This is a genomic window from Rhodobacteraceae bacterium LMO-JJ12, assembly GCA_021555075.1.
Taxonomy (GTDB): domain Bacteria; phylum Pseudomonadota; class Alphaproteobacteria; order Rhodobacterales; family Rhodobacteraceae; genus JAKGBX01.
Genome location: JAKGBX010000004.1, coordinates 218,591 through 243,702 on the forward strand (window position 1 = coordinate 218,591; position 25,112 = coordinate 243,702).

At 59.2% G+C, this 25,112-nt stretch carries 25 protein-coding genes and 1 tRNA gene; 13 read left to right on the forward strand and 13 right to left on the reverse strand.

The window, feature by feature from the left end; all coding sequences use genetic code 11:
• Positions 1 to 323: 323 nt before the first annotated feature.
• Positions 324 to 1,892, forward strand: coding sequence for a trimethylamine methyltransferase family protein (locus LZG00_19850; protein MCF3596244.1), 1,569 nt, complete (start codon positions 324 to 326; stop codon positions 1,890 to 1,892).
• Between the two features lie 80 nt (positions 1,893 to 1,972).
• Positions 1,973 to 2,938 carry a DUF808 domain-containing protein gene (locus LZG00_19855; GenBank protein ID MCF3596245.1) on the forward strand — a complete coding sequence of 322 codons (966 nt, stop codon included), beginning with the start codon at positions 1,973 to 1,975 and terminating at the stop codon, positions 2,936 to 2,938.
• Between the two features lie 13 nt (positions 2,939 to 2,951).
• On the opposite strand, the gene LZG00_19860 is transcribed toward LZG00_19855, so the two are convergent.
• Positions 2,952 to 3,530, reverse strand: coding sequence for a hypothetical protein (locus LZG00_19860; protein MCF3596246.1), 579 nt, complete (start codon positions 3,528 to 3,530; stop codon positions 2,952 to 2,954).
• Positions 3,531 to 3,617: 87 nt separating this feature from the next.
• The gene (tkt, locus tag LZG00_19865) at positions 3,618 to 5,636 is read right to left on the reverse strand and encodes a transketolase (protein MCF3596247.1); all 2,019 of its coding nucleotides are present in this window, start codon (positions 5,634 to 5,636) and stop codon (positions 3,618 to 3,620) included.
• A 292-nt stretch (positions 5,637 to 5,928) separates the two neighbouring features.
• Between tkt and LZG00_19870 the strand changes: the two genes are divergently transcribed.
• A complete protein-coding gene (locus LZG00_19870) occupies positions 5,929 to 6,414 on the forward strand; it encodes a hypothetical protein (protein MCF3596248.1) in 486 nt (161 codons plus the stop codon).
• A complete protein-coding gene (locus LZG00_19875; protein ID MCF3596249.1) occupies positions 6,414 to 6,806 on the forward strand; it encodes a cell division protein ZapA in 393 nt (130 codons plus the stop codon). Before LZG00_19870 ends, LZG00_19875 begins: the two co-directional genes overlap by 1 nt.
• Before the next feature lie 31 nt (positions 6,807 to 6,837).
• Here the strand turns inward: LZG00_19875 and LZG00_19880 are convergent, their stop codons facing one another.
• The 4 genes from LZG00_19880 to LZG00_19895 form a co-directional block, all read right to left on the reverse strand.
• Entirely contained in the window at positions 6,838 to 7,056 is a 219-nt protein-coding gene (locus tag LZG00_19880; protein ID MCF3596250.1) for a ribbon-helix-helix domain-containing protein, read from the reverse strand.
• Positions 7,053 to 7,229 carry a DUF4169 family protein gene (locus tag LZG00_19885; protein ID MCF3596251.1) on the reverse strand — a complete coding sequence of 59 codons (177 nt, stop codon included), beginning with the start codon at positions 7,227 to 7,229 and terminating at the stop codon, positions 7,053 to 7,055. Before LZG00_19885 ends, LZG00_19880 begins: the two co-directional genes overlap by 4 nt.
• Positions 7,226 to 8,620 (reverse strand): class II fumarate hydratase, encoded by a 1,395-nt coding sequence (fumC, locus tag LZG00_19890; GenBank protein ID MCF3596252.1) that lies wholly within the window; start codon positions 8,618 to 8,620, stop codon positions 7,226 to 7,228. The genes LZG00_19885 and fumC overlap by 4 nt, the downstream gene beginning before the upstream one ends.
• A 71-nt stretch (positions 8,621 to 8,691) precedes the next feature.
• A complete protein-coding gene (locus LZG00_19895; GenBank protein ID MCF3596253.1) occupies positions 8,692 to 9,153 on the reverse strand; it encodes a ClpXP protease specificity-enhancing factor SspB in 462 nt (153 codons plus the stop codon).
• Between the two features lie 452 nt (positions 9,154 to 9,605).
• Here LZG00_19895 and LZG00_19900 point away from each other — a divergent pair, with 452 nt between their 5' ends.
• The 8 genes from LZG00_19900 to LZG00_19935 all read left to right on the forward strand — a co-directional run bounded on the left by LZG00_19900 (position 9,606) and on the right by LZG00_19935 (position 18,650).
• Complete coding sequence (locus tag LZG00_19900) at positions 9,606 to 10,685, forward strand: ABC transporter ATP-binding protein (protein ID MCF3596254.1); 1,080 nt, start codon at positions 9,606 to 9,608, stop codon at positions 10,683 to 10,685.
• A 48-nt stretch (positions 10,686 to 10,733) separates the two neighbouring features.
• On the forward strand, positions 10,734 to 11,807 hold the full coding sequence (locus LZG00_19905) for an ABC transporter substrate-binding protein (protein ID MCF3596255.1): 1,074 nt from the start codon (positions 10,734 to 10,736) through the stop codon (positions 11,805 to 11,807).
• Between the two features lie 154 nt (positions 11,808 to 11,961).
• Complete coding sequence (locus tag LZG00_19910) at positions 11,962 to 12,744, forward strand: ABC transporter permease (GenBank protein MCF3596256.1); 783 nt, start codon at positions 11,962 to 11,964, stop codon at positions 12,742 to 12,744.
• Positions 12,745 to 12,789: 45 nt separating this feature from the next.
• The gene (locus LZG00_19915; protein ID MCF3596257.1) at positions 12,790 to 13,554 is read left to right on the forward strand and encodes an ABC transporter permease; all 765 of its coding nucleotides are present in this window, start codon (positions 12,790 to 12,792) and stop codon (positions 13,552 to 13,554) included.
• Positions 13,555 to 13,585: 31 nt separating this feature from the next.
• Positions 13,586 to 14,386, forward strand: a complete 801-nt coding sequence (locus LZG00_19920) for an enoyl-CoA hydratase/isomerase family protein (protein MCF3596258.1) — start codon at positions 13,586 to 13,588, stop codon at positions 14,384 to 14,386.
• A 43-nt stretch (positions 14,387 to 14,429) separates the two neighbouring features.
• The gene (locus LZG00_19925) at positions 14,430 to 16,064 is read left to right on the forward strand and encodes an acyl--CoA ligase (GenBank protein MCF3596259.1); all 1,635 of its coding nucleotides are present in this window, start codon (positions 14,430 to 14,432) and stop codon (positions 16,062 to 16,064) included.
• Positions 16,065 to 16,156: 92 nt separating this feature from the next.
• Positions 16,157 to 16,915, forward strand: a complete 759-nt coding sequence (locus LZG00_19930) for a TetR/AcrR family transcriptional regulator (GenBank protein ID MCF3596260.1) — start codon at positions 16,157 to 16,159, stop codon at positions 16,913 to 16,915.
• 406 nt (positions 16,916 to 17,321) lie between these two features.
• The gene (locus tag LZG00_19935) at positions 17,322 to 18,650 is read left to right on the forward strand and encodes a hypothetical protein (protein MCF3596261.1); all 1,329 of its coding nucleotides are present in this window, start codon (positions 17,322 to 17,324) and stop codon (positions 18,648 to 18,650) included.
• Between the two features lie 219 nt (positions 18,651 to 18,869).
• Here LZG00_19935 and LZG00_19940 read toward each other — a convergent pair whose 3' ends face one another.
• From LZG00_19940 to LZG00_19970, 7 genes are all read right to left on the reverse strand, one after another.
• Complete coding sequence (locus LZG00_19940) at positions 18,870 to 19,286, reverse strand: hypothetical protein (GenBank protein ID MCF3596262.1); 417 nt, start codon at positions 19,284 to 19,286, stop codon at positions 18,870 to 18,872.
• A gap of 319 nt (positions 19,287 to 19,605) precedes the next feature.
• Positions 19,606 to 19,680: transfer RNA gene (locus LZG00_19945), tRNA-Phe, on the reverse strand.
• 94 nt (positions 19,681 to 19,774) lie between these two features.
• The gene (yacG, locus tag LZG00_19950; GenBank protein MCF3596263.1) at positions 19,775 to 19,969 is read right to left on the reverse strand and encodes a DNA gyrase inhibitor YacG; all 195 of its coding nucleotides are present in this window, start codon (positions 19,967 to 19,969) and stop codon (positions 19,775 to 19,777) included.
• Complete coding sequence (locus tag LZG00_19955) at positions 19,966 to 20,988, reverse strand: ribonuclease E/G (protein ID MCF3596264.1); 1,023 nt, start codon at positions 20,986 to 20,988, stop codon at positions 19,966 to 19,968. The genes yacG and LZG00_19955 overlap by 4 nt, the downstream gene beginning before the upstream one ends.
• Positions 20,985 to 21,560 carry a Maf family protein gene (locus LZG00_19960; protein MCF3596265.1) on the reverse strand — a complete coding sequence of 192 codons (576 nt, stop codon included), beginning with the start codon at positions 21,558 to 21,560 and terminating at the stop codon, positions 20,985 to 20,987. The genes LZG00_19955 and LZG00_19960 overlap by 4 nt, the downstream gene beginning before the upstream one ends.
• A gap of 69 nt (positions 21,561 to 21,629) precedes the next feature.
• Positions 21,630 to 21,848 carry a translation initiation factor IF-1 gene (infA, locus tag LZG00_19965; GenBank protein ID MCF3596266.1) on the reverse strand — a complete coding sequence of 73 codons (219 nt, stop codon included), beginning with the start codon at positions 21,846 to 21,848 and terminating at the stop codon, positions 21,630 to 21,632.
• 110 nt (positions 21,849 to 21,958) lie between these two features.
• Positions 21,959 to 22,840 (reverse strand): carbon-nitrogen hydrolase family protein, encoded by an 882-nt coding sequence (locus tag LZG00_19970; GenBank protein ID MCF3596267.1) that lies wholly within the window; start codon positions 22,838 to 22,840, stop codon positions 21,959 to 21,961.
• Positions 22,841 to 23,091: 251 nt separating this feature from the next.
• Between LZG00_19970 and LZG00_19975 the strand changes: the two genes are divergently transcribed.
• Positions 23,092 to 24,984 (forward strand): acyl-CoA synthetase, encoded by a 1,893-nt coding sequence (locus tag LZG00_19975; GenBank protein ID MCF3596268.1) that lies wholly within the window; start codon positions 23,092 to 23,094, stop codon positions 24,982 to 24,984.
• The last annotated feature ends 128 nt before the right edge of the window (positions 24,985 to 25,112 follow it).

Consider the following 25,112-nt stretch of genomic DNA (forward strand, 5'->3'; position numbering starts at 1 on the left):
TTTCGGCGTAATTCAGCGTGTTAGCGGTAACTTCGAGGGGTTGCGCTAACATTTCGGCGGGTGTGGCACGTGGCGTGAGCGGTGCGGCACTGGCCCCCCGCACCGCAGAAAGAAGCGGGGGGCCAGCCCCCCACACCGCAGAAAGAAGTGGGGGGCCAGCCCCCCACACCCCCCGGGATATTTCGGGCAAGATGAAGGTACAAAGATGCGTGAAGCTTGACCGGGGCGGGGAAGGGAGCGTAGCGTTTTGGCAGCTCAAGTGGGCCCGCAGTGAGCCGAAACGGTGTGTGCCATCGATTGATGATTCAGCGATGGAGACGATCATGACAGTGGAAACATTTGACCAAAAACCCAAGAGACGTGGCCGCAAGGTGCAGCGGACAGGACCGGTTGTGCCGGATGCATTTCATGTGGGGGAAAGGCCCGGGCGGGCCCACGGGCGGTTCTTGTCGCAAGGCGATATCGAGCAGTTTCGCGCGCAAAGTTTGGCGTTGTTGCAAGACTATGGCGTGGTGGTGATTCATCCCGGTGCGCGGGCAGCATTGTTGAAAGCGGGTGCGACTGAGGGCGGTGGGGCCGATCGGTTGCGGCTGCCGCGCGCTCTGATCGAGGAAGCGCTGCGCGAGACGCCAAAGAAGGCGCGGCTATGTGGCAAGGTTGAGGCGCGCGACTTGGCGCTGCCACGTGGTGACGGACAATTCATCATGCGCACGGGCACCGGAGCGCATGGCTATGTCGATCCGCGCGATGCCAGCTATCGCAACACCGATTTCAAGGCGGTGCGCGAGATGGGGGCGGTGGCCGAGGGGCTGGATCAGGTGGGCTTTGTGGCGCATCCCTTCGTGCATGGCGTGCCGGAGATGACGGCGGATATTCACAGCTTTGGCGAGATGATCCAGAGGACCACCAAACATTGCTGGCTTCAGCCATATGGCAAGGAGAACGTCGAGTTTGACATGAAGATTGCCGTGATCGCGGCAGGCGGGGAGGAGGCGTTTCGTGCGCGCCCGATCGCAAGCTGCATCACCTGTAGTTTTACGCCGCTTGAGTTCAAGTTCATGGACACCGAATGCATCATCCAGGCGGGGCGATTGGGAATGCCGATTCATGCCTGTTCGCTGCCTTCGGCCGGGGGCTCGGCGCCGCTGACCTCTGCCGGGATGGTGTTGATGGCGAGCGCCGAGATCGTGGCGATGGTGACGCTGGCGCATGTGCTGGCCCCCGGTACGCCGGTGATTGCGACGCCTTTGATGTTCACGCTCGACATGGGGACGGGATCGGCTCTGCAGTCTTGCCCCGAGAGCGTGCAGATGGCGGGCATGGCCATTCAGGTGATGAAGGAAGGGTTTGGCTTGCTTGCCCATACCTATGGCGCGGGATCGGACACGCCGGATGTGGATGTGCAAGGCGCCGCCGAACGCGCCATGTTGGGGCAGGCCGTGGCCATGGCGGGGGCGGATATTCTGGGCGGCGTCGGGCAACTGGAATGTGCCACGGTGTTTTCACCGGTTCAGGCGGTTCTGGATGATGAGACCGGCGCGATGCTGCGCAAGCTGTTGACGCCGCCGGAGGTGAGCGAGGCGGCGATGAACTGGGGCGAGGTGATGGGCATTCGCGTCGGCGGGCATTTCCTGGACAGTGCGCAAACGCTGGCGCTGTGTCGTGAGCAGCATGTGCCGGGGGTGTTTTTACGACAGGGGCGCGATGACTATGAAAAGACGGGGCGGCGCACCGCATTCGAGGCCGCGCGCGAGCGCGCGCTGGGGCTGATCGCGGCGGCACCAGAGGAGGGGTATTTGAGCGTAGATCAGCGGCGAGAGATTGCCGAGGTGGTCAAGGCCGGGGAGCGTTTCGTGCTGGAAGCGACGAGCGGGGCGATGGAGATGATCTGAGGGTATAAGTGGGGGAATGTCGGTCTACTCATCCCTGACGGGATCAGTTAGTCTGTCTGCAAATCTTGTGAGGTGAGAGTATGAGTGGACTTCTGGCGCTGCTGGATGATGTAGCGGCGATTGCCAAGGTGGCGGCGGCCTCGGTCGATGATGTGGCGGCGCAGGCCATGAAAGCAGGGGCCAAGACGGCGGGGGCGGTGATTGATGACGCTGCTGTCTCGCCGGCCTATGTTCAGGGGTTCGCGCCGAGCCGCGAGTTGCCAATTGTTGGGCGTATCGCGCTTGGATCAATTCGCAACAAGTTGTTGATCCTCTTGCCTGCCGGACTTTTGCTGTCGAATTTTGCACCTTGGCTGATCCCTATCTTGCTGATGCTGGGTGGGTCTTACCTGTGTTTTGAGGGGGCCGAAAAGATTTGGCACAAGCTTTTTGCGCATGAGGAGGTCGGAGATCTCGGGGCGCCGGGCAAGGGTGATCCGCTGCATCTGGAAGAGGAAAAGGTTGCGGGGGCGATCAAGACCGACTTCATCTTGTCCGCAGAGATCATGACGATCGCGCTGTCGACGATTCCGCAAAGCACGATCTGGTTTGAGGCGGCGACGCTGGCAGTTGTTGCAATCGGCATCACGGTGGCGGTTTATGGCAGTGTCGCGCTGATCGTGAAGATGGACGATCTGGGCCTGTTGATGAGCACTGGCGGGCGGATGCGGATTACACGGCGGCTGGGGCGCGCGATTGTCGCGGGAATGCCGGGGTTTCTGGCGACGCTGATGGTGATTGGCACGGCGGCGATGCTTTGGGTTGGTGGCTCGATCATCGTTCACGGCGCGCATGAGTTGGGCTGGCATCTGCCCTATGAGTTTATCAGGCAAACGGTTGAGAGCGTGGTGAGCGGGATGAGCGGGTCTTACCTCGGGGCGCTTAAATGGGGTTTGACGGCGGCGATGGATGCGGTGTTGGGGCTTGCTGTCGGGATTGTGCTGTTGCCGCTGGGAACGCGGGTGATTGGGCCGGCGTGGCAGGCGGTTTTCAAAGGGAAAGCCTGAGGCGGCGACGCACTCAGGTTTGCGGCGGCATGTCGAGGCTGAGTGTGCCCGAGCGATAGCCGCCCGTGATCAGCAGGCCGGGGGCGCGCAGTTCGGGATGATCATCAACCCAGTCGCGGAATTGGTCGTTGGTCACGATGCGGGCGCTGAACTCGCGTGCGGCTTGCAGGATGATGGGATCGGCGGGCGTTCCCTTGGGAACCACGAGAACCTGTTTTTCGGGCAGCCCCAGCATCCGGGCCAAAACGGGATCGTCGAGATATTTGTCAGCGATCAGATAGCCCACGTTGGCATCGAAAACGACGCTGACGGCCTTACCCAGAGCCTGACAATGTAACACGACTTCCCGGACGGTTTCGATTTTGGGGATGTTGTCGCGCCAATACATTACGTTCGAGCCATCGAGGATGACCCAGTTCTTTGCACGCTCGCGCCGGTCGCTGGCCTGGCGAACGATCGCGCGGATCAGCAGAAAGAGGCTGGCCAATGTGCAGGGGATGCCCAGAAGAAGAAAATCGAACCATTGGGGGTTCAGCAGGGCGAAAACAGAACCGAGAAGCGACACGAAGAGAAGGATAAGAGGTGCAAACATGGGGCAAATCCCGTTGCTCGATTCTGAGGTGCCAAGCGGCCCCGGGCAAGATATGCGGGGCCGCCTGAGCGATGTTTACCAACCGGTTCAGAGGAGCGATTTGACCTTTTCGGCGACGGCTTGCGCCGTAATGCCGAATTTCTCGAACAGGGTTTCGGCCGGGGCGGAGGCGCCGAAGCCTTCCATGCCGACAAAGCCGGATTTGGCCGCCTTGCCGCGTTCGCCCGCAAGCCAGCGATCCCAGCCGAGGCGCGCGCCGGCCTCGACAGCCACGCGCACGGCGGCGCCGCCGGGCAGAACCTTGCGCCGATAGCTCTCGTCTTGTTCCTCGAACAACTCCCAGCACGGCATCGAGACCACGCGGGTGCCGATGCCTTCGGCCTCGAGCAAGTCGCGCGCCTCCATCGCCACCGAGACCTCGGAACCGGTGGCCAGAAGGATCGCCTGACGTTTGCCCGTCGAATCAGCAAGCACATAGGCCCCTTGGGCGGTAAGGTTCTTTGCTTTGTGCATGGTGCGCAGAGTCGGCAGGCCCTGACGGGTGAGCGCCAGAACCGACGGCGTTTCCTTGGTGGTCAGCGCCAGTTCCCACGCCTCGGCGGTCTCGACCGTGTCACAGGGGCGGAAGGTGTAGGAATTGGGCGTCGCGCGGCAGATCGCCAGATGTTCGACCGGCTGGTGGGTGGGGCCGTCTTCGCCCACGCCGATGCTGTCATGGGTCATCACGAACACGGTGGGAATTTTCATCAGCGAGGCCAGCCGCATCGCCGGGCGGGCATAATCGGTGAAGCAGAAGAAGGTGCCGCCATAGGGGCGGACGCCGCCATGCAGCGCCATGCCGTTCATCGCGGCGGCCATGGCATGTTCGCGGATGCCCCAATAGATGTAGCGGCCCTTGCGATTGTCGATGTCGAACATGCCGAGATCGCCGGTCTTGGTGTTGTTGGACCCGGTCAGATCCGCCGAGCCGCCGACGGTTTCGGACATGATCGGGTTGATCACTTCCAGCGCCATTTCGCTGGATTTGCGGGTGGCGACCTTGGGCCGTTCATCCGAGATCTGCTTTTTCAAGGCGCGCACGCGGGCCGCTAGCGAATTTGGCACGTCGCGGGCATAGGCGCGGGTGAATTCACCCCGGCGTCTTTCAGAAAGTGCGGCGAGGCGGGTTTGCCATGCGGCGTTTTCACTTGCGCCGCGCTGGCCTGCGGCTTCCCACCACGCTTTGATCTCGCTTGGAATCTCGAACGGGCCGGTGGTCCAGCCGTAGGCCTGTTTGGCGGCGGCCATTTCATCGGGATCGGTAAGCGCGCCGTGGCCTTTGGACGTGTCCTGGGCCGCGTGACCGAGGGCAATGTGGGTCTTGCAGGCGATCATCGAGGGTTGATCGGATTTCTTGGCCGCCGTGATGGCGGCGTCGATGGCGGCCGGATCGTGACCGTCGATCTGCTGCACATGCCAGCCCGAGGCGGCAAAACGCGCGGGTTGATCGGTGCAATCAGACAGCGATACCTTGCCGTCGATGGTGATGTCGTTGTTGTCCCAGAACACGATCAGCTTGGAGAGCTGATGGCGCCCTGCGAGGCCGATGGCCTCTTGGCTGATGCCTTCCATCAGGCAGCCGTCACCGACCATGACATAGGTGTGATGATCGACCAGCTTGGCACCATAGCGGGCGCGCTGAATCTCTTCGGCCATGGCAAAGCCGACCGAATTGGCGAGGCCCTGACCGAGCGGGCCGGTGGTGGTTTCGATCCCCGGCGCGTGGCCATATTCGGGATGGCCTGCGGTGATCGCGCCCCATTGGCGGAAGTCCTTGATCTGCTCAAGGGTCATTTCCGGATAACCGGTGAGATAGAGCAGCGAATAGAGCAGCATCGAGCCGTGCCCGGCCGAAAGGATGAAGCGGTCACGATCGGGCCATTCGGGGTTGGCGGCATCGAATTTCAGATGCTGACCAAACAGCACCGTAGCAACGTCTGCCATGCCCATCGGCATGCCGGAGTGACCGGAGTTGGCGGCGGCGACGGCATCGAGCGTGAGCGTGCGGATGGCAGCGGCGCGCATCCAGTGATCGGGGTTGGCAGCGCGAAGAGCAGAAATATCCAAGGCGGGAATCCTTCGATTGATGGGGTTTGGGGCATTCCTTAGCAGGCTCGGACAGGGGCGCAACAGGGGCAAAAGACCCATGAAGCGGCAAGGGCTTGCCAGTTTGCGGGCAGGAAACCGGTTTCCTTGTTTGGAAACAAGGCGAAAGGCATTAAAGTTGAAGCAATCCGGCAAGGGGCTTGATTCGCGGTGAGGCAGCCGTATGCCCGAAAAGCCCGGTGGCTTGAGACTGCCGGGACGCGGCGGTCGCGGTGAGTGCATGTCAGATGCACGACACAAGAAGGAGTGGGGCATGAACCAGGTAGAGGAGTTTGAGCGCAGGATAACGGCCGCGCTTGATCGGATTGCCAAGGGAATCGAGCCGTTGGGCACAGCGCCCGACAGCAGCGTGGCCGAAGAAGAATTGGCCCGCGCGCGCGCCGAGTTGGAAGAGGAACGGCTTGCAGCGGCGCAGCTTGAGGAGCGGATCAAGGCATTACACGAGCGCCAGGACAACAAGATTGCCGTCCTCGAAGCGCGCACCGCCGAACAGAGCGCGACGCTGACCAAACTTGACGCCGAACTACAACGGCTGCGCGCCTCCAATGAACAACTGCGCGCCTCGAACGGGGCGCTGCGCGAGGCCAATGAACAGGGTGTGGGCGAGCCGCATCTGATCAACAAGGCGATGCTGGCCGAACTTGAAGGTTTGCGCGCGGCGCGGGCCGCCGACACGGCCGAGAGCGCCGCGATCCTGAGCGCGCTTGAACCGCTCTTGCAAGCAGAGGAGAGCGCATAATGCCGGAAGTGGAAATCATCATTGGCGGGCGCAGTTTCGAGGTTTCCTGTCAGGAGGGCGAGGAGCATTACCTGCAATCAGCCGCTCGGATGCTGAACGACGAAGCCACCACCCTGACCGAGCATACGGGGCGCCTTCCCGAGGCACGTATGCTGCTCATGGCCGGGTTGATGCTGGCCGACAAGACCGCCGGTGTGGAAGACAAGCTGCGCGACATGCAAAATCAGGTCGCCGATCTGGAAAGCGAGTTGCAACGTCTGCATCAAACACCTGCGCCCGAGCCTGAGCGTGTCGAGGTGGCGGTGGTGCCTGAAAGCCTTACCGAGAGTCTGGCCGAACTGGCCGCGCGCGCGGAATCGCTGGCGGCGGAAGTGGAAGAGAAGGCGGGTTGAACTGCGGCGTGAGCTGGGCAGACTGCCCTCTCTAAGCCCGATTGCGATAGTGGCGCAGAACAAATAGCCGGATCGCAGAAGCGAGACCGCCATCGAGGCCGCGGGCTTCATCGATCTCGGCGGCAAGCGCGTTCAGGGGCTGACTGCGTTCGGCTGCGATGTCACGAAAAGCCTGCCAGAATTCCTCTTCCAGCGAGACCGAAGTGCGATGCCCGCGCAGGCTGAGGGAATGTTTGACGGGTCGGCTCATTCGTCGCGCTGTTTGCCGTCGAGAGCGCGCGCCGCTTTCTCTGCGCGCGCCTTTTCAAGCGATTTCTGAGCCTTGGTTCGGCCAAATTTCACCGCGTTTTCATCGGCTTGCGCCGATTTATTCAACCGAGCACTGGCTTTGCGCGCCTTGTTGAGATTGATGACCTTGCTCATGAAGTTGGTCCCACCATTTTTTCGGGGCGCACGATGCGATCAAAGGTCGCTTCATCGACAAAGCCGAGGCGCACCGCCTCCTGGCGCAGGGTGGTGCCGTTTTCATGCGCGGTCTTGGCGACCTTGGTGGCGTTGTCATAGCCAATTTCAGGAGCCAGCGCGGTGACAAGCATCAGGCTTGATTTCATCAGAGTGTCGATGCGGGTTTCATCGGCTTTGAGCCCGTCCACCAGATTGTCGGTAAACGCCGAGGCCGCGTCACCCAAAAGCTGCATGGATTGCAACACGTTATAGGCGATCATTGGTTTGAACACATTAAGTTCGAAGTGGCCCTGACTTCCGGCAAAACCGACGGCGGCGTCGTTGCCCATGACATGCGCGCAAACCTGGGTCAGGGCCTCGCATTGGGTCGGGTTGACCTTGCCGGGCATGATCGATGAGCCGGGCTCATTGGCGGGCAGGATCAATTCGCCCAGCCCGGCGCGCGGGCCGGAGCCGAGAAAGCGGATATCGTTGGCGATCTTGAACAGCGAGCTTGCCACCGTACGCAGCGCGCCCGAGAGTTCGACCATCGCGTCATGGGCAGCCAAAGCTTCGAACTTGTTGGGCGCGGTGACAAAGGGCAGGCCGGTGATGGTGGCGATTTCGCCCGCTACCTGTGTATCCCAACCTTCGGTCGTGTTGAGCCCGGTGCCGACGGCGGTGCCGCCTTGGGCGAGTTCATAGATATGGGGCAGGGCGGATTTGATCCGTGCAATCGCCATGGCGACCTGATGCACATAGCCCGAGAATTCCTGACCCAGTGTCAGCGGTGTCGCGTCCTGTGTATGGGTGCGCCCGATCTTGATGATATCGGCAAAGGCGTCCTGTTTGATCTTGAGCGCGTCATGCAGCTTTTCCAGGCCCGGCAAGAGCACCTCGCGCGCGGTGGTGGCGGCGGCGATATGCATGGCAGTTGGAAAGGTGTCGTTGGAGCTTTGGCCCATGTTGACGTGATCGTTGGGGTGGACTGGCGATTTGCTGCCGAGTTTGCCGCCAAGCGTCTCGATGGCGCGATTGGCGATCACCTCGTTCGCATTCATGTTCGATTGGGTGCCCGAGCCGGTTTGCCACACGACCAGCGGAAAATGATCGTCTAGCGCGCCCGTGGCCACTTCGGTGGCGGCATTGATAATTGCTTCGCCGGTTTGGGGATCGAGACGCCCATGCGCGAGGTTGATGCGTGCGCAGGCCTGTTTGATGACGCCGAGCGCATGCACGATTGCGGTCGGTTGGCGCTCCCAGCCGATAGGGAAATTGGCGATGGAGCGTTGGGTTTGGGCGCCCCAATAGCGGTCGGCCGGAACGGCGATTTCCCCGAAACTGTCGCTTTCGATTCGTGTCTTGTTCATGGTTCTGCCCTTTGCCGCTGGTTGATGCGTACAATGGCGGCGGTCAGGGCGAAGATCAATGGAACGCGGCGCTACTTGCGGAAGCTGTCGAGGCTGACGACTTCGGCGTCATGGCTTTCTTTTCCCTCGTCGTCCACCTCGATCGGTTCGTGATCGTCGGTATCGTCTTCTTCTTCGTCATCATGGGTTTCAAAGCGCAGGCCGAATTCGACCGAAGGATCGACGAAAGTCTTGATCGCATCATAGGGGATATAGAGAGGCTCGGGCGCGTCACCGAAATTGAGCGTGATGGCAAAGCCTTCGTCGCTCACTTCAAGCCCGTCGAACCAGTGCTGCATCACCACGGTCATCTCGGACGGGTAACGTTCGCGCAGCCAATCCGCCAGCTTGGCACCCGGATGGGTGGTGTCGAAGGTGATGAAGAAATGATGCGCACCGGGAAGGCCGTTTTCGGCCACATCCTGAAGTACTTCCTGAATAAGACCGCGCATCGCACGGTGCATCAGGCTGCCATAATCGATCGTGCGAGACATCCGCCCCCCCAGTAGAGGTTTCCCGGTGAAGGTATGATGGCAGTCACAATAATGGATTCGCAGGAAAGCGAAAGGGGCAGTCGCGCAAAAAGCGGCTTGTGGCTCAGAGCCGGGGGAAATCGCGCCAGTGCAGGAGTTTTTCCGCCAAGACGGAACGGTAGGGCATGCGAGGGATTCGGGCGACCCGGGGGGGGCTGCGATGCCCTATGCCTGTTGATCTTGTCGGGGCAGGTGCCTGTCCAAGCACAAGCGCGCTGGGCCTGCATATTCTGCCCGATATCCCCGCCGGGCAGTTGGTGAGTATTGGCACCGGGGGCGCGATAAAGGGCAGATACAAAAAACTGTATTGACTCAAATCTCAAAAGTGACAAGGCTGTCAGTAATGACGTTGGTGTCAGTAATGACAGTGTCGTCAATCCGCGACTGCCAAGTTTAATAAAAGGATCTCAGCAATGCCCGGAGCGTCGGTGAGTTATCACGGAGTAAGCAAGACATACGGTTCGGTTGATGCCTTGCTGGATTTCAACCTTACTGTTGAACCCGGTGAGATAATGACCTTTCTCGGGGCCAGCGGGTCGGGGAAAACGACAGCTTTGAACGTTCTGGCAGGCTTTACCGAGGTCAGTCGCGGCGATATCGAGATCGGCGGACATTCCGTTGTCGGCTTGCCGCCCGAGCAACGAAACGTCGGGATGGTGTTTCAGAGCTATTCGCTGTTTCCCCATATGAGCGTTTTTCAAAACGTTGCTTTCCCGCTCGGTCTGCGCAAGGTCGACAAGAGCGAACAGAAACGGCGGGTAGACGCCGCCTTGAAGATGGTTCAGCTGTCAAATCTTGCCGACCGGATGCCCAATGAGCTTTCGGGCGGGCAGAAGCAACGCGTCGCCTTTGCGCGGGCCATTGTTTTTGAGCCGCCGATTTTGTTGATGGACGAGCCTCTGGGCGCTCTGGATCTGAAGCTGCGTCAGGCGATGCAGGTCGAGATCAAGGAGTATCAGGCCCAGTTGGGATGCACGATCATCTTCGTCACGCATGATCAAAGCGAAGCGCTTGCACTTTCCGACCGGATCGCCGTGGTGGACAAGGGGCGCATTATCCAGCTGGATACAGCCGACCGGATCTATGATGCGCCCAACAGCCGCTTTGTCGCGGAATTCATCGGCAAAACCAACATCCTGTCATTTCAACGGGACGATACCAGCTCGATCTCGATCCCGGAAATCGGGCTGTCGGTCAGTTCGAGCAAGCTCAACCTCGGCCAGTCCGGATTGCTGAGCATACGTCCCGAAAAGGTATTCAGACCAACAGAAGACAGCGAAAACACTGTCTCATTCACCGGCACGATTGAAGAAGTTCTTTTTCAGGGTGATCTGGTTCACTACACGATTGCGCTTCCTGGTGGCAAAACCATGCAGTTCCAGGAGCATCGTGGACCCGGATCCAGTCAATTGCGCCTCCACGAACAACACACCTTCGGATTCCTGATCAGCGACGCTCTGCCGCTGGAGCAGGATGCGGGCAGTGCCCCCTAAATGCAGGCAACCAAAAGCAAAAAATTCATCAACCAATGGGAGACCACTATGCGACCTCAAGGATTCTTGTCTACAGCCTCTGCGTTGACCACTGCGCTGGCTTTGGGATTTACGGCTCATGCCGTTTCGGCCGCCGATGACACGTTCGTAATGAGCGGATCGGGCGGCGTTGTCGGAGATGCCGTCAAGGAAATTTTCATGCCGATCTTCGAGAAGGAGAGCGGCATCAAGATGAGCCACGTGGCAGCGGAAGCCACACGAATGGCGGAAATCGAAGCGATGGTGCGCGCAGGCGACCCGATCTGGGACGTGTCCGAGATTTCTGCCTCCGACTATCCCATCGCCGTCAGCAAGGGCCTGCTGGAAGAAATCGACTATTCCAAACTGGACCCGGACAACACCCTGCCCGAGATTGCGCGCGGTCAATACGGTGTCGTCGCGGCGAGCTATTCGACCGTTCTGGTTCAGCGCACCGACAAGACCCCGGAGGGGACAAAAATGACCTCCTGGGCGGATTTCTGGGACACTGAGAAGTTCCCCGGCCCACGGTCGCTTCGCGCGCGCCCCGAATACAACCTTGAATTCGCGTTGCTGGCCGATGGCGTGCCATCGGGTGAAATCTATGACGTTCTGGCGACAGAAGAAGGCATCGACCGGGCGTTTGCAAAACTGGATGAAATCCGTCCAAGTATCCAGGTCTGGTGGAATTCCGGCGCGCAATCTGTCCAGCTTCTTTCGGATAACGAAGTCTACTACACGACCACCTATAACGGGCGTGTCGGAGCACTTCGCGACAGTGGCATTCCAGTCGAGATCGTTTGGAATGGCGGTGCGCTGCACACATCCTATGTCGGGATAATCAAGGGCACGAAAAATCTTGATGCCTCTTATGATTATGTGCGTCTGCGGACGATGCGCCCCGAGCTGGAGCTGCAATATCTTCAGAAACTGCCCTATCCGAACTTTGCGCCGGGCCTGTTCGACAAGCTGCCTCCCGAGCTTGCCGAACAGATGCCGACCTTTGAGGCGAACGCCAATGTTCAGTTCGTAGCGAACGAGGAGTTCTGGAAGGACAACATCGACGAGCTGCGCGAGCGCTGGGACGAGTGGATGCTCGAATAACATCCCGAGGTGCCCGCGTTGGAATAATGCGGGCACCTTTTCCCAATCTCTGGCGGCGAATGCGCCAGTCATCTTCTTCAGCCGAGTTCATTAGCCGAGCGGGGTAGCCCAAATGTACAAATTTGTCAGACGCACCTGGTTCTTGTGGCCTGCCATGGCGCTGCTCGTATTCTTCTTTCTGGTTCCGTCCCTCGACATCATCCGTTCCAGCGTGATGGACCCGGAATTTACCATGAAACATTTCGAACGGATTTATGAGAGATCCGTTTACCTGACAGTTTTCTGGAAAACCGTGAAGCTGTCTCTGTTGGTGGCCTTGGCAACTGCGATCATTGGCTACCCGGTTGCTTATTTCATAAACCTGCAACCCAAGAAGACGCAGGTGCTTTTGATATTCCTGATCTTCGTGCCGATGTGGATGAGCATTCTCATTCGCTCTTACGCCTGGATGGTCATGCTTGGCCGTGACGGCGTGATAAATACCGCCTTGCTGGGGCTGGGTTTCATCGAGACGCCGGCACAGATGCTCTATACCTCCACGGCCGTCTTTGTTGCCATGGTGCAAATCCTGCTGCCGATACAGATCATCACCTGCTACAGCAGCATGACCGAGATCGACATGGGGCTTATCAGGGCCGCAAGAATTCTCGGCGCCAAGCCGCGCCAGGCCATGCTTCGGGTGTTCTTTCCGCTCAGTTTCGAAGGCACCATCACCGGCGCGCTGATCGTGTTCATGCTCTCAATGGGATTCTTCATCACTCCGGCCCTGGTTGGCGGGCCGCGCGACAAGCTGATCGGCAACCTGATCGAATTTCAGGTCGAAAGGCTGAACTGGGGGTTTGCGTCGGCTCTGGGGCTGCTCTTGCTGGTGGGAACGTTGGTGCTGGTTGTCGTCATTCGCCTTCTCGGGCGCCAACTTATCAAGCGGATGGTGTGATCGATCATGGATAATGTAGCTTCAAAAACCTCAAGAGTCGTCCTTTTGGTCATTTTCTGTCTGGTGGTCCTGTTCCTGATCTTTCCGATCTTCCTGATCGTGCCAATGTCGCTCAGCAACAACGACTTCCTGAATTTCCCGCCCGAGAACATCGGCCTGCGCTGGTATCGCGCATATATGAATGACTCGGCCTGGGTCGCCGCGACCCTGCTGTCGTTCAAGATTGCGATATTCTCAAGCCTGGTGTCGGTGGTTGTCGGAACCATGGCGGTGCTTGCCCTGACGCGGAGCGTTCAGAGGGGCAAGGTGGTGGTCAGCTATTTCATAACTGCGCCGATCATCATTCCCCATATCTTCATCGCGCTGGGGATATTCATTCTCGCGGTCAGGATGGGGTTCACGGATAGTGAAGTCGCGCTGGTTGGCGCCCATTCGATGATTGCGATGCCGTTTGTCTATCTGATTGTCGGGTCGGCCATCCGCCAGATTGACGAGAATCTGGAGCGCGCCGCGCGGACCTTGGGCGCCGGGCCGGTCAAGGCGTTTTTTACCGCGACCTTCCCCAGTCTGCTTCCCTCGATCGTCGCGGCGGCTGTCTTTGCCTTCTTTGTCTCGTTCGATGAACTCATCATTGCCGAGTTTCTGTTGAGCGCCAAACAAACCCTACCGATGCGAATCTGGGCAGATCTGCATCTGGAATTCAGCCCAACCGTAGCTGCGGTCGCAAGCATTCTGATCGTGGTGACGACCATCGCAATGACACTGGCAGAGAAGCTGCGGCGTCGAGCGGCCCAGCTTAACCAAGAATAACACAACACCCAGAACGAAGGATAATCGGATCATGACCATGAAATATGAAAAGCACGGGAACATTGCGGTTTTCACCATCGACAACCCGCCGGTCAACGCCCTCACGCCCCGGATGCATCGCGAATTCCACGATCACCTGAAAAGCTTCCTCTCGGATACGTCGGTGAATGTCGGCATCCTGACCGGGGCAGGGGAGCGCGCATTCTGTGGCGGGGACGATATCAAGAACCCATGGGGATATGGCTCGCTCGAAAAGAATCTCGATGCGCATTTCTGGCCGTCCAGCACCGATGACTATGACGAACGTCCGGGTTGGGAACGGGAAGTCAAGATGATTGACCGCTTCAAGCCCATCGTTGGCGCCATCAATGGCCCGGCCATGGGTATGGGGATGATTTACCTGATGTGTCACACCGATATTCGTATCTCTGTTCCCAACGGTCGCCTGGGGCTTCCCGAGATCGCCTATGGCATGGGCGGCGCATCCGGCTCGACCCAGCTTGGCCGCCATCTTCCGACGGCTGTGGCGATGTGGATGTTGCTGACGGGCGAGCCGCTGAGCGCCGAGGATGCGCTCAAGCATGATCTGATCAACGAGATCGTGGAGCCCGAGGCCCTGATGGACCGCGCAATGGAGGTTGCCGCCAAGATTGCGTCGCATCCCCCGATTGCCGTGCGCGTTGAGATGGAAGTCTTCAAGCGCTCTCTCGATCTGCCGAAAGCCGAGTCACAGGCCCTGACCGCGCATCTCTACCGCCTTCAAAGAGCCGCGTACCTCAGCAAGCCGGGAACGACTGCAACGCCGCTTGGCGACAAGGGTGGGCAAGACTGAATGGCACGCGGTGAATTCGAAAAGCGATCACAGGAGAAGTGATATGGAAATGGATGCCGGTTCTAAGGAAATGCGCGACCTGCGCAAGACTCTGGAGGGCGCCGACTATCCCGAAACCCTTGGGGCGTTCGTGCGTGAGCGCGCCGAGGCCCAAGGGGACGCGGTACTTGGTGTGTGGTTTGACGAGGGTCAGACACTCACCTATCGCGAACTGGATGAAGCGGCGGACAGGATGGCTTCCAGCCTGTCCGCGCTTGGGGTCAGAAAAGGCACCCATGTGGCGATGATGCTGCCGAACGTGCCTGCCTTCCCGATTACCTGGGTCGCGTTGGGGCGCATCGGTGCCGTCATGATCCCGGTCAACACCGGGTATACCAGCGAGGAGCTTCACTTCGTCCTGTCGGATTCCGACTCGCAGTTTCTTGTCATCGACCATGATCTGCTGGCGAATTTCGAGGCGATCGAGGACAAGCTGCCGCTGATCTCGGGCGCGCAGGTGATCATTCACGGCGACCCGGTTGAAGGGCGCTCAAGCTGGTCGGATCTGCGCGAGCGCGGCGCGTTGCCGTTTTTGCCCCCCACGCCGGTCTATCGCAGCGATCTGCTGAACATTCAGTACACCTCCGGCACCACGGGTTTTCCCAAGGGTTGTATGCTGACCCATGACTATTGGGTGCTGATCGGTCATTTTGCGGCGCAATTCAGAAACGCCGGCGGGAATATCCGTAACACCCTCATCTGGGCGCCGTTCTTTTACATGGACCCGATGTGGCAGTTCCTGATGACCATGAAAATCGGGGCGACAGCCTATGTCGCACGCAAGATCAGCCTGTCGTCATTTTACGGCTGGCTTGAAGAATATGACATCAACTACTGCATCTTCCCTGAACCGGCGCTCAAGGCGCGCGCGCCGTCGCCGCAGGATGACAAGGTCAATCTCAAATATGTCAGCATCTATGGCTGGAGAAAGGAAGCCCGCAAAGAAATCGCAGAGCGTTTCAATGTGATCGCGCGCGAAGGCTATGGCATGACAGAGATCGGATCTGCGACGATTGTCCCGCTGAGTGCCGAAGCGAAATCTCTGGAAACGACCTGCGGACTTCCCGGCCCGTTTCGCGAATTGCGCATCGTCGATGAGCAGGAAAACGATGTCAAACAAGGGGAGAGCGGCGAACTCTGGGTTTCCGGCCGCTCGATCCTGATGGGATATTACAAGCGCCCCGAAGCAAACGCCACGTCGTTCCGCGGCAAGTGGTTTCGCACAGGGGATGTCTTCCGTCAGGATGAGGACGGCTATTACTATATCGTCGGGCGCACCAAGGACATGATCAAACGGGCAGGCGAAAACATCGCCGCAAGAGAGGTCGAGGCGGCGCTTTGTACCTTGCCCGAGATCGAGGAGGCCGCCGTTGTGGCCGTGCCTGACGACACCCGCCGCGAAGAGGTAAAGGCCTACATCCTCCTCAAGCAAGGTCTGAGCAAAACGGATGTCTCGCCCGAGAAGATCATCGCCCATTGCAAGGAGCGCTTGGCGGCCTTCAAGATCCCGCGATATGTCGCCTATGTAACGGATTTCCCGCGCACCCCGAGCCGGAAAATCCAAAAGAACAGGATTCCATCCGACCCGGATAATCCATCTGAAAATTCATGGGATGCAAAAGATGGTCTTTGGCATTAAATGTTGATCCCAATCCGGCTTTGGCGGGTCTTTTGCCTGCCAAAGCCGATAACCTGAGGATAGGTTTGCAAACCGGTTAGACTGGAAGTTCGATGAAGCAGCTCAGCAAATCCAGTATGGAATCTGCATTGTCGGACTCCGATCAGACCGCACATTCCGGGGCGCCAAGCGGTGTTTTTCATCTCTCCAGCGTTCTCAAGCAGCGCGCCGATAACTCGCAGGATGCGCCCAAGCGGCACCGCACGAGATTGGCCCTTTTGGCCGCGACTGCCGAGCAGATGGAAAAGGTGGGGTATGAGCAGCTCACGATCGAAGAAATCGTGAAATCCGCCGGACTGGCAAGAGGAACCTTCTATCTTCACTTCAAGAACAGGTCCGACGCGGCCTGGGCTGTCAGGCGGGCCTATCTCGCGCTGATGCGCGCGAGACGACCGCGCTCGAAAAAGGGGACATCCTCCTACCAGAAAATCTATACAATGAACCTGTTCTATTTGTTGTGCTATCAGACAAACGCGAGAATTCTTTCGGGGCAGGAATCTCTGATGCACGATCGCCCCGAACTGTCCCATTCACGGGATTTCCTGAACCATCGTTATGCTCAGATCCTTCTCAAGGATCTTGCGCGCCACAAAGGGGTTTCGCCGTCCGAATTGATTTCATCCGCAAATGTTCTGGCGGTGCGGTTCATCATCGGGATGGCAGATGAGGTGCTCAGGGAGATATATGTAAAGGACAATCCCTATTTGCGCAGCTATGCCACGGACGTGCAGCAAGTCGCCGAAGTGTTGACGACGGTGTGGTGTCGCGCCCTGTTTTCGCAGAACCCCGAAGAAGGGCCGAGTATTCTCTGATACCCCCTGCTGGGAGATGCGGTTTTTCACACGGCTTCCCGCATGCCGGGCGAGGCTTTATTCGAAGCGCGTCGTGATCTGGGTTTTCATTGCGCGCACAATTGTGGCCTCTGGCCGTTGGAAAAAACGCTCGCATTCCTCGGATGTTGGGCCAACTTCGCGTTTGCGTCTGAGAAGGTGGCTAAATCAGCCTGATCCTTCAATCGCCAGCGTTTTCAGCCGACATGTCTCGTCCGCCAACAGCCTGCCAGACCACTTCTTCCAATCGAAACAGGCGCCTGACTGATCCCCGCTTTACGCCAGATCTCTGAAATTTGTTTTACAAGCCAGAAAGCCCTAAGCTAGGGTCGTATAGTGAGCATGATTACTATATTTTTTGGATACACTCATAAATTGGAAGCACATTATGCACGAAACACTTAGTAAATCCTTGGCCATTACAACCATCGCCGGCGCGCTTCTTTCTCCCAACGTCTTGCAAGCCGAAGTATTTCACTCTGGCACCGGGTCGATTGACGGTTTCCTCTGTGTTGGTGTTGAATGCAACGACTACACTAGTGCCTCGGGTAGAACACTCGTCCTCAAGGAAGACTCCGTCCAGTTGATTTTCGAGGACGATTCCGATTCGCCCTTTCCCACCAACGATTGGGAAATCACAATCAATGATCCGACGGCGAGCGGCGACGAATACTTCCAGATCCGCGACATTACAAACAACAGCAACCCGTTCCGTATAGCCGCAGGCGCAGCGACCAGTGCGCTTTGGGTGGACAGCAACAGTAACGTCGGACTGGGCACGGCGCTGCCGGAGGGGCCATTGCATATCCGCGAGACCTTCGATTCATGGATTCGGCTCGAGACGACCGCAAACGGCGGCTATGAGTGGGACCTTGTGGGCAACTCCACCAATTTTATCATCCGTGACGCGCCCAACAATAGACTGCCTTTCCGGATGTTCCCGGGTGTCGAGAACGGGATGCTGGTGGTGAATCCCACAGGGGTCGGTATCAATACCAACGACGGGCTTGGAAGCGTCGATGTGCGGGCGCCGCTCGATGTCAGAGGTGATGCACTGGTCAGTGGCGATCTCGGTGTCGGCACTGATACGCCTGATGCCCCCTTGCACGTGTTACGTACGGGCCTGGGCACCCCGGTCGATCCAACCGCTCCCGCGGGCCTGCTGGTAGAAACCAGCGGAACCACCGCGCCCCGCGGTCTGCTTACCTTGCGCAACCAGGGTCAGGTGTTCTTTGCATTGGAGGACACTACCATCACCGCAGGTTCCGACACGGGGCGGCAGTGGAACTTCCAGAACTTGGGCGGAGAGTTTCGTATCACCACCGCACCGGGCGGCGGCTCGGACATTGAGATGCGGCTGACGCCCCAGGGCGACATGACGATCGAGGGGAACTACTTCGCCTCTTCTGGTACGCAGCTCAACGTGCCCGATTACGTTTTTTCCAAAGACTACGATCTCAAGCCGCTGAGCGAGGTTCAGGCCTTTATTGACATACATTCGCACCTCCCGGATGTCCCCTCGGCGTCGCAGATCAATGCAGAGGGGCTCAATATGACTGATATGCAGATGCGTCTTTTGAAAAAGGTCGAGGAATTGACGCTGTATACGCTCGCGCAAGAAGCCCGGCTGGACGAGGTCGCGACATTGCGTGCTCAGAATGCGGCTCTGATGGCGCGGCTAGTGCAGGTCGAAGCGGCGCTGGTATCCGAGCGTTAGATCGTTCCGGCGCAGGACCGCCGACCGCTCAGGGTACCCCGGTCCGCGCCACATTCTGTCTCAGGGCTATTCGACCAATGTGATTGGTGCGCTTAACTATCAAGCGTAGTCTTGCCGCCCGAAAACGAACTCAGGCGCGTTATCCTGAACGACTTGCGGCCCGGAGAATCCACCCTCCGGCGGCTTATGGGTAGGAAACGGTACAGGGCGGAGGGTGGACTATCCTTCGTCGTTTTCCCGCATGATTTCGGGTATCATGATCGCGCCACGCTGAACGTGAAAGCGGCCTGACAACTGAAGCGGCTTGAAGCTGGTGGTGCGCGCGGCTTCGCGGCCGCTGTCAAACTGGCTCTTGATCTCCACTTCCTCCTCCGTGGCCGCCGTCAGCTCGTAGCGGTAGATGCCATCGATCACATTGCCCCCCGCCAGCTGAAAGACCGGGGTACCTGTTTTCGCGCGGATCGTGATGATCTGCCCATCCGGTTGGGCGATGGTCCAGATCGCATTGCTGAGTCCGGTCCAGTTCTCGAACCAGACGGCGTTGGAATTGTTCTGTTGCATGGGTTGCGGGGTGTCGGCCATGGCGGTGGTGGCCAGGGCACATGCTGCAACTGCGGAAAGAATGCTGTGCTTCATTGTCGCTCCTCCTGAAATGTGCAGGCGATGGCCTGAAAAGAAAAAACTGCGGATAATAGCCAGACTTTAGAGTCGGCTGGCTCAAGAAGATAGCGGTCTTACTGTATTAATCCGGGATTTTCCGTGGTGTGAACGCGTGCATGTCTGTCACGAAAGGTTAGGAATACACCTCGGCCAACTGTCCGATTTTCTGGGACCACTTCAGTCGTAACCTAGCCAACTGACGACCCAGAAGGCCTGGATATAGAACTGATAGGAGATATCGAAGGTCTTTTTGCCCCACTATCTGGCAGTTGTCAGCGGCTCGGTTGGGAAGCGATGGTGCCCGGGGGCGGAATCGAACCACCGACACGAGGATTTTCAATCCACTGCTCTACCCCTGAGCTACCCGGGCACGGGTCTGCGGTTGGTCTTGTCGACTGGCCGCTTTGGGTGCTGGCGTTCTAGAAGAGGGCGGGGGCACTGTCCAGAGGGATTGCGTAAAAAAATCAATGCGGTTTCGGCGGATCCTTAGGGGCGGACAAAGCGGCGGCCTCCAAAGCGTCAGCAACATCATCCTGATCCTGCGAGGGCAGGGCATAAGCGCCGTTCAGCCACTTGGCCAGATCGGCATCGGCGCAGCGGCGCGAGCAGAAGGGGCGATACTTGGGGTCGCTCGCAGAGGCGCAGATCGGACAACTCATGACAACAGCTCATCCAGCGGCTGACGGGCGCGTTTGCGTTGCAATTCATAATGTCCCAGCGGCGTATACCCGGCCAGAACGGTGTCGATGCCATCGTCGCGCAGGCCCTTGCGCAGAGCCGCCTCGAACACGCGGCGATCCTTCTTGGGCATAGGTGCCAGGTCGATCACGATCTGCCCGCCAAGCCCGCGCAGGCGCAACTGGCGCGGCAACTCGCGCGCGCAGGCAAGATTGGCCTTCAGCCCTGCCGCCAGCGAGGTATCTGCGCCGGTGTTCACATCCACAGCCACCAGAGCGCGTGTTGGTTCGATAAAAAGCGAGCCACCGCCGGGCAGGGGGGCTTGAGGTGTTCTCAACGCCTCCAGCGCGTCTAGCACGCCGCAGGCCTCAAAGCCGCCCGGTTCGGTCACCACGTCGGCGGGCTCGGACCAGTCGCGCCAGGCCAGCCCGTGCGGGCCGTCGCCCTCAAGCAGCATTTCGGGCGCACCCTCAGCATCGCCCAGAACCCGCTCGGCCAGCGCGGCCATGGTGGCGATGTCTTCGCCGATCTCATCGTCTTCGCCGGTCAGACAGGCCGACCGCAGGATCAGCCCGAACGCACTGTTCGCCATTTCCTCACGGGCGATGACCATGAGCGTGTCGCGCCGGTCATCGTCGCGAATGGCGCGTGAAATATTGAGCCCCGGTGCGCCGGGGGTGACGATGGCAAACCGGCTCTTGAACAGGATTTTCTGCGTCACCGGCAGGGCTTTGCCCGGCTCGGCGTGGCCCGTCACCTGCACCAAAAGCGACTGTCCGGGTGAAATTCCCTTCACCTGGCGCAAAAACCCCGGCCCATCGGGGGTAGCGACGATCAGCCCGCCTTGCCCCTTGAGCGGGCGTTCTGCCACTGCGCGATAAATCGTGCCGGGGCGCGGTGTTTCCGTGTCGATCAGCAGATCGTCGAGCCGCCCGTCAACCATAAGCGCGGCTGCTTCACGCTCTCCGATATGATCGAGGATGATCTGGCGCCCCTTCATGTCGCGCTCCAGACCGGATAGCCCGCGCCCTGCAACAGCCCGGCGGTTTCTGCCAGCGGCAGGCCGACCACGGCGGTGAACGAGCCCGAAATCCACGGGATCAGCGCCCCGGCCGGACCCTGAATGCCATAGCCCCCGGCCTTGCCGCGCCAATCGTTGCTGGCAAGATAGCCGTCCAGCTCGGCCGCAGACAGGCGTTTCATCTTCACATGTGTCACCACGTCACGCTCCCATATCCGTGTCCCAAGACGCACGGCGACTGCCGTGATCACCCGGTGTCGCCGCCCCGACAGGGCGCTCAGAAAGGCGCGCGCCTCTGCTTCATCCTCGGGCTTGCCAAGAATCCGGCGGCCCATTGCCACGGTGGTATCGGCGCACAGAACAATATCCCCGTCCTCGGTCTTGACCGCCAGAACCTTTTCACGCGCCATGCGCGCGCAATAGGGCCGGGGCAGTTCTGCCTTTGCGGGGGTTTCGTCGATTTCGGGCGGACGAATGTCATCGGGTATGACGCCGATCTGCGCCAGCAATTCCTTGCGACGTGGGCTGCCCGATCCGAGAATGAGTTTCATGTCGTTTTCACGCGTCCGCATCTTGTCCGCAAACCGGAGCTTACCTGTCGCAACGCGGACGTCGCGTGCTTATTTAAAGCGATAGTTGATCCGACCCTTGGTCAGATCATAGGGCGTCATCTCGACCTGCACCTTGTCGCCTGCGAGAACGCGGATGCGGTTCTTGCGCATCTTGCCTGCCGTGTGTGCGATGATCGTATGGCCGTTTTCCAGCTCGACCAGGAATGTCGCGTTCGGCAGGAGTTCCTTCACGACGCCTGGAAATTCGAGCAGTTCTTCCTTGGCCATGGTTTCTCCTTTGATATACTTCCCGCAACCGCGCGGGCCGCTGCAAAAGCGGGCCCGGATGCGGGCGCGGCCTAGATGCGCTCTTTTCTAAAGGTTTTCAAGGGCCATTGTTAGCGGAGCGGCACGTGTGCAACCTGTGCGACACGCGCAACCTGTTCGGCCCAATGCGAAAGGTGCAGCACATTGCCATCGCTGCGTACCCGGGCGAGGGCGCCCAGATCGACATCGGCCATGGTCCAGCCCGCCTCGTCAAGCTTGCCCTGAGCCAGAATGCCATCGGCCGGAAAGCCCTTGTCCGGTGGGCCAAAGATGCCGCCGGCACCGGTATTTTCCTCAACCGCATAAAGCCGTGGCTCGGCCCCAATCAGAGATGCCATCGCCGTCACACATTGCAACTCCATCGCGCGCGCCCGCGCCCCGATGCGCACCCTTGCATAGCCTTCGCGCGCTTCGGTGCAGGACGGGATCAGGATCAATTCCGCCCCTGCATCGGCCAACGCCTTGCCCAGCAAAGGAAATTCCCCATCATAGCAGATCAGGACGGCGATCTTGCCAAGTTCGGTTTCAAACACCTTCAGCGGCCCGCCGGGTGCGATACGCCAATCGTCGCGTTCCCACCGCGTCATGATCTGCTTGTCCTGCCAACCGATCGCGCCGCCGGGTGTGAACAACCCGGCCCGGTTCACCACGCGTTGATCCTCGCGCACCGGCGCCGAGGGCGACAGGATATGCACGCCGTGTTCCGCCGCCAGTGCTGAAAAAAGCCTGACCGCTGGCCCAAGCCATTCTGCGACCGCATCAATCGACCCCTGCGGCGAGCCTGCCGCCTCAGGCCCATCCAGCGCGGCCAACTCCATTGCGCCATACTCGGGAAAGACCAGCAGATCGGCGCCATCTCCGGCGGCCTTGGCCACCCAAGCGCTGATCTTGTCCTCATAAGCTTGCCAGCTTTCCAACCAGCTTAGCGGATAGGTGGCACTGGCCAGTTTCATCGCTCAAAACTCCCTGTCGCGTCTCTGCGGTTCAGCCCTATGGTCTCGCTCTCGCAGGGGCAAGGCTTTGCGCGGAGAGACTGTCAAAACTGCTTACGGCATCAACCAAGATGTTGACGTAACGCAAGCCTGTAAAACCATCCTGCCAGTACCCTTGCGCATATGGTCAAAGCCTTCCAGAATACGGCCAAGGGAAAAGCCGTCGCGGCTTAGGGACAATGCCTATAACAGGGCCAAAGGGGAGGAAATACATGACATTTGCCACACTACAGGACAGTCTGGACGTCACCAATGAAATGCCGTGGGAAGAGCGCGATATGCCGGTCACGGTTTATGACATGCTGCGCCGCACCACTGACAAGTTTGGTCAGCGCCCGGCGATAAGCTATCAGCTTCTCTCCGGCCCCGATGACAAAGCCGAAACGCTGACCTGGCAGGAGTTTCACGACAAGGTGGCACAGGCTGCCAACCTCTTTCGCTCGCTCAAGCTGGAAAAGGATGATGTGATCGCGCTGGTGATGCCGAACTCGACTGAGACCGCAGTTGCGCTGATCGGCGCGATGGTGGCGGGCATTGCCAACCCGATCAACCCGCTGCTTGAGCCTGAACAGATCGGCGCGATCCTGCGCGAGACCGGGGCCAAGGTGGTTGTCACGCTGCATGCTTTCCCCAAAACCGACATTGCCCAGAAAACCGCCGAAGCGGTGCGCCATGCGCCCAATGTCCACACCATACTGACAGTTGATCTCAACCGTTATCTGACGCCACCCAAAAGCTGGATCGTGCCGTTTGTGCGCCCCAAGGTGGAGAGCAACCATCACGCCACCGTTCTGCGCTTCAATGCCGAGATCGCCAAACAGCCCAAGACGCTGACCTTTGAGGACATCAAGGAAGACCGCGTCGCGGCCTATTTCCACACCGGCGGCACCACCGGCATGCCCAAAGTCGCCCAGCACAAGAATTCCGGGATCATCTACAACGGTTGGATCGGCGACGAACTGCTCTATACCGAGCGCGACAACATCATGTGCCCGCTGCCGCTGTTTCACGTCTTTGCGTGCCATGTGATCCTGATGGCGATGATCAAATCGGGCGCACATGTAGTTTTCCCGACCCCCGCAGGCTATCGCGGCGATGGCGTGTTCGATAACTTCTGGAAGCTCTGCGAGCGTTGGAAGATCACCTTTATCATCACCGTGCCCACCGCTGTTTCGGCGCTGATGCAGAGACCGGTTGATGCCGATGTCTCCACCGTGGTCAATGCGTTCTCCGGCTCCGCGCCAATGCCGCTTGAGCTGTTCAACCGGTTTACCAAATCTACCGGCATTCAGATCATCGAAGGCTACGGGCTGACCGAGGCAACCTGTCTGGTGTCCTGCAACCCGATCGATGGCGAAAAGAAAGTCGGCTCGGTTGGCATTCCTTTCCCTTATACCGACATTCGTATCTGTCATGATGGCGATGCGGGGCCGGTGGAATGCGCCGCTGACGAAGTGGGCGAGATTTGCGTCAGCAATCCCGGCGTGAACGATGGCGCCACTTACACGGAAGACGCCAAGAATCGTGAGCTTTATCACGAGATGGGCAACCGGATGTATTTGCGCACAGGCGATCTGGGCCGGATCGACCCGGATGGCTATCTCTGGATCACCGGTCGTGCCAAGGATCTGATCATTCGCGGTGGCCACAACATCGACCCCGCCGAGATCGAAGATGCACTTCTGGCGCATCAGGCGGTGGCGTTCGCCGGTGCCATCGGTCAGCCTGACGCGCACGCAGGTGAGGTGCCTTGCGTCTATGTCGAACTGATCGGCGGAGCGAGCGTTACAACAGAAGAACTGAACGAACACGCCAAAAAGCACATCCATGAACGTGCGGCCTATCCTAAGCATGTGGAAATATTGGATGAACTTCCCAAAACCGCCGTCGGCAAGGTGTTCAAGCCTGATCTGCGCAAACGCGCGATTACCCGCGTCTATAACGCCGCACTGGAAGAGGCCGGATCGGCCGCGCGCGTAACGTCCGTGGTCGACGACAAGAAGCGCGGTTTGGTGGCGCAAGTTACAGCAGGCGGCGCAAGCGATGATGACATCAGTAAAGTCCTCGGCGCGTTCACTCGCCCGTGGGAACACGCTGAAGCGTAAGGTCTTATAGTAAGAAAGGCAGCGCCCGCCCAAAGGTGGGCGCTGCACAGCAGGCATTGCCATTGGCTTTAGCCCGGGGGTGCGAAAGCCCGAGCAAATCACACCCTTTAACATGTGCAGGTTCTCTG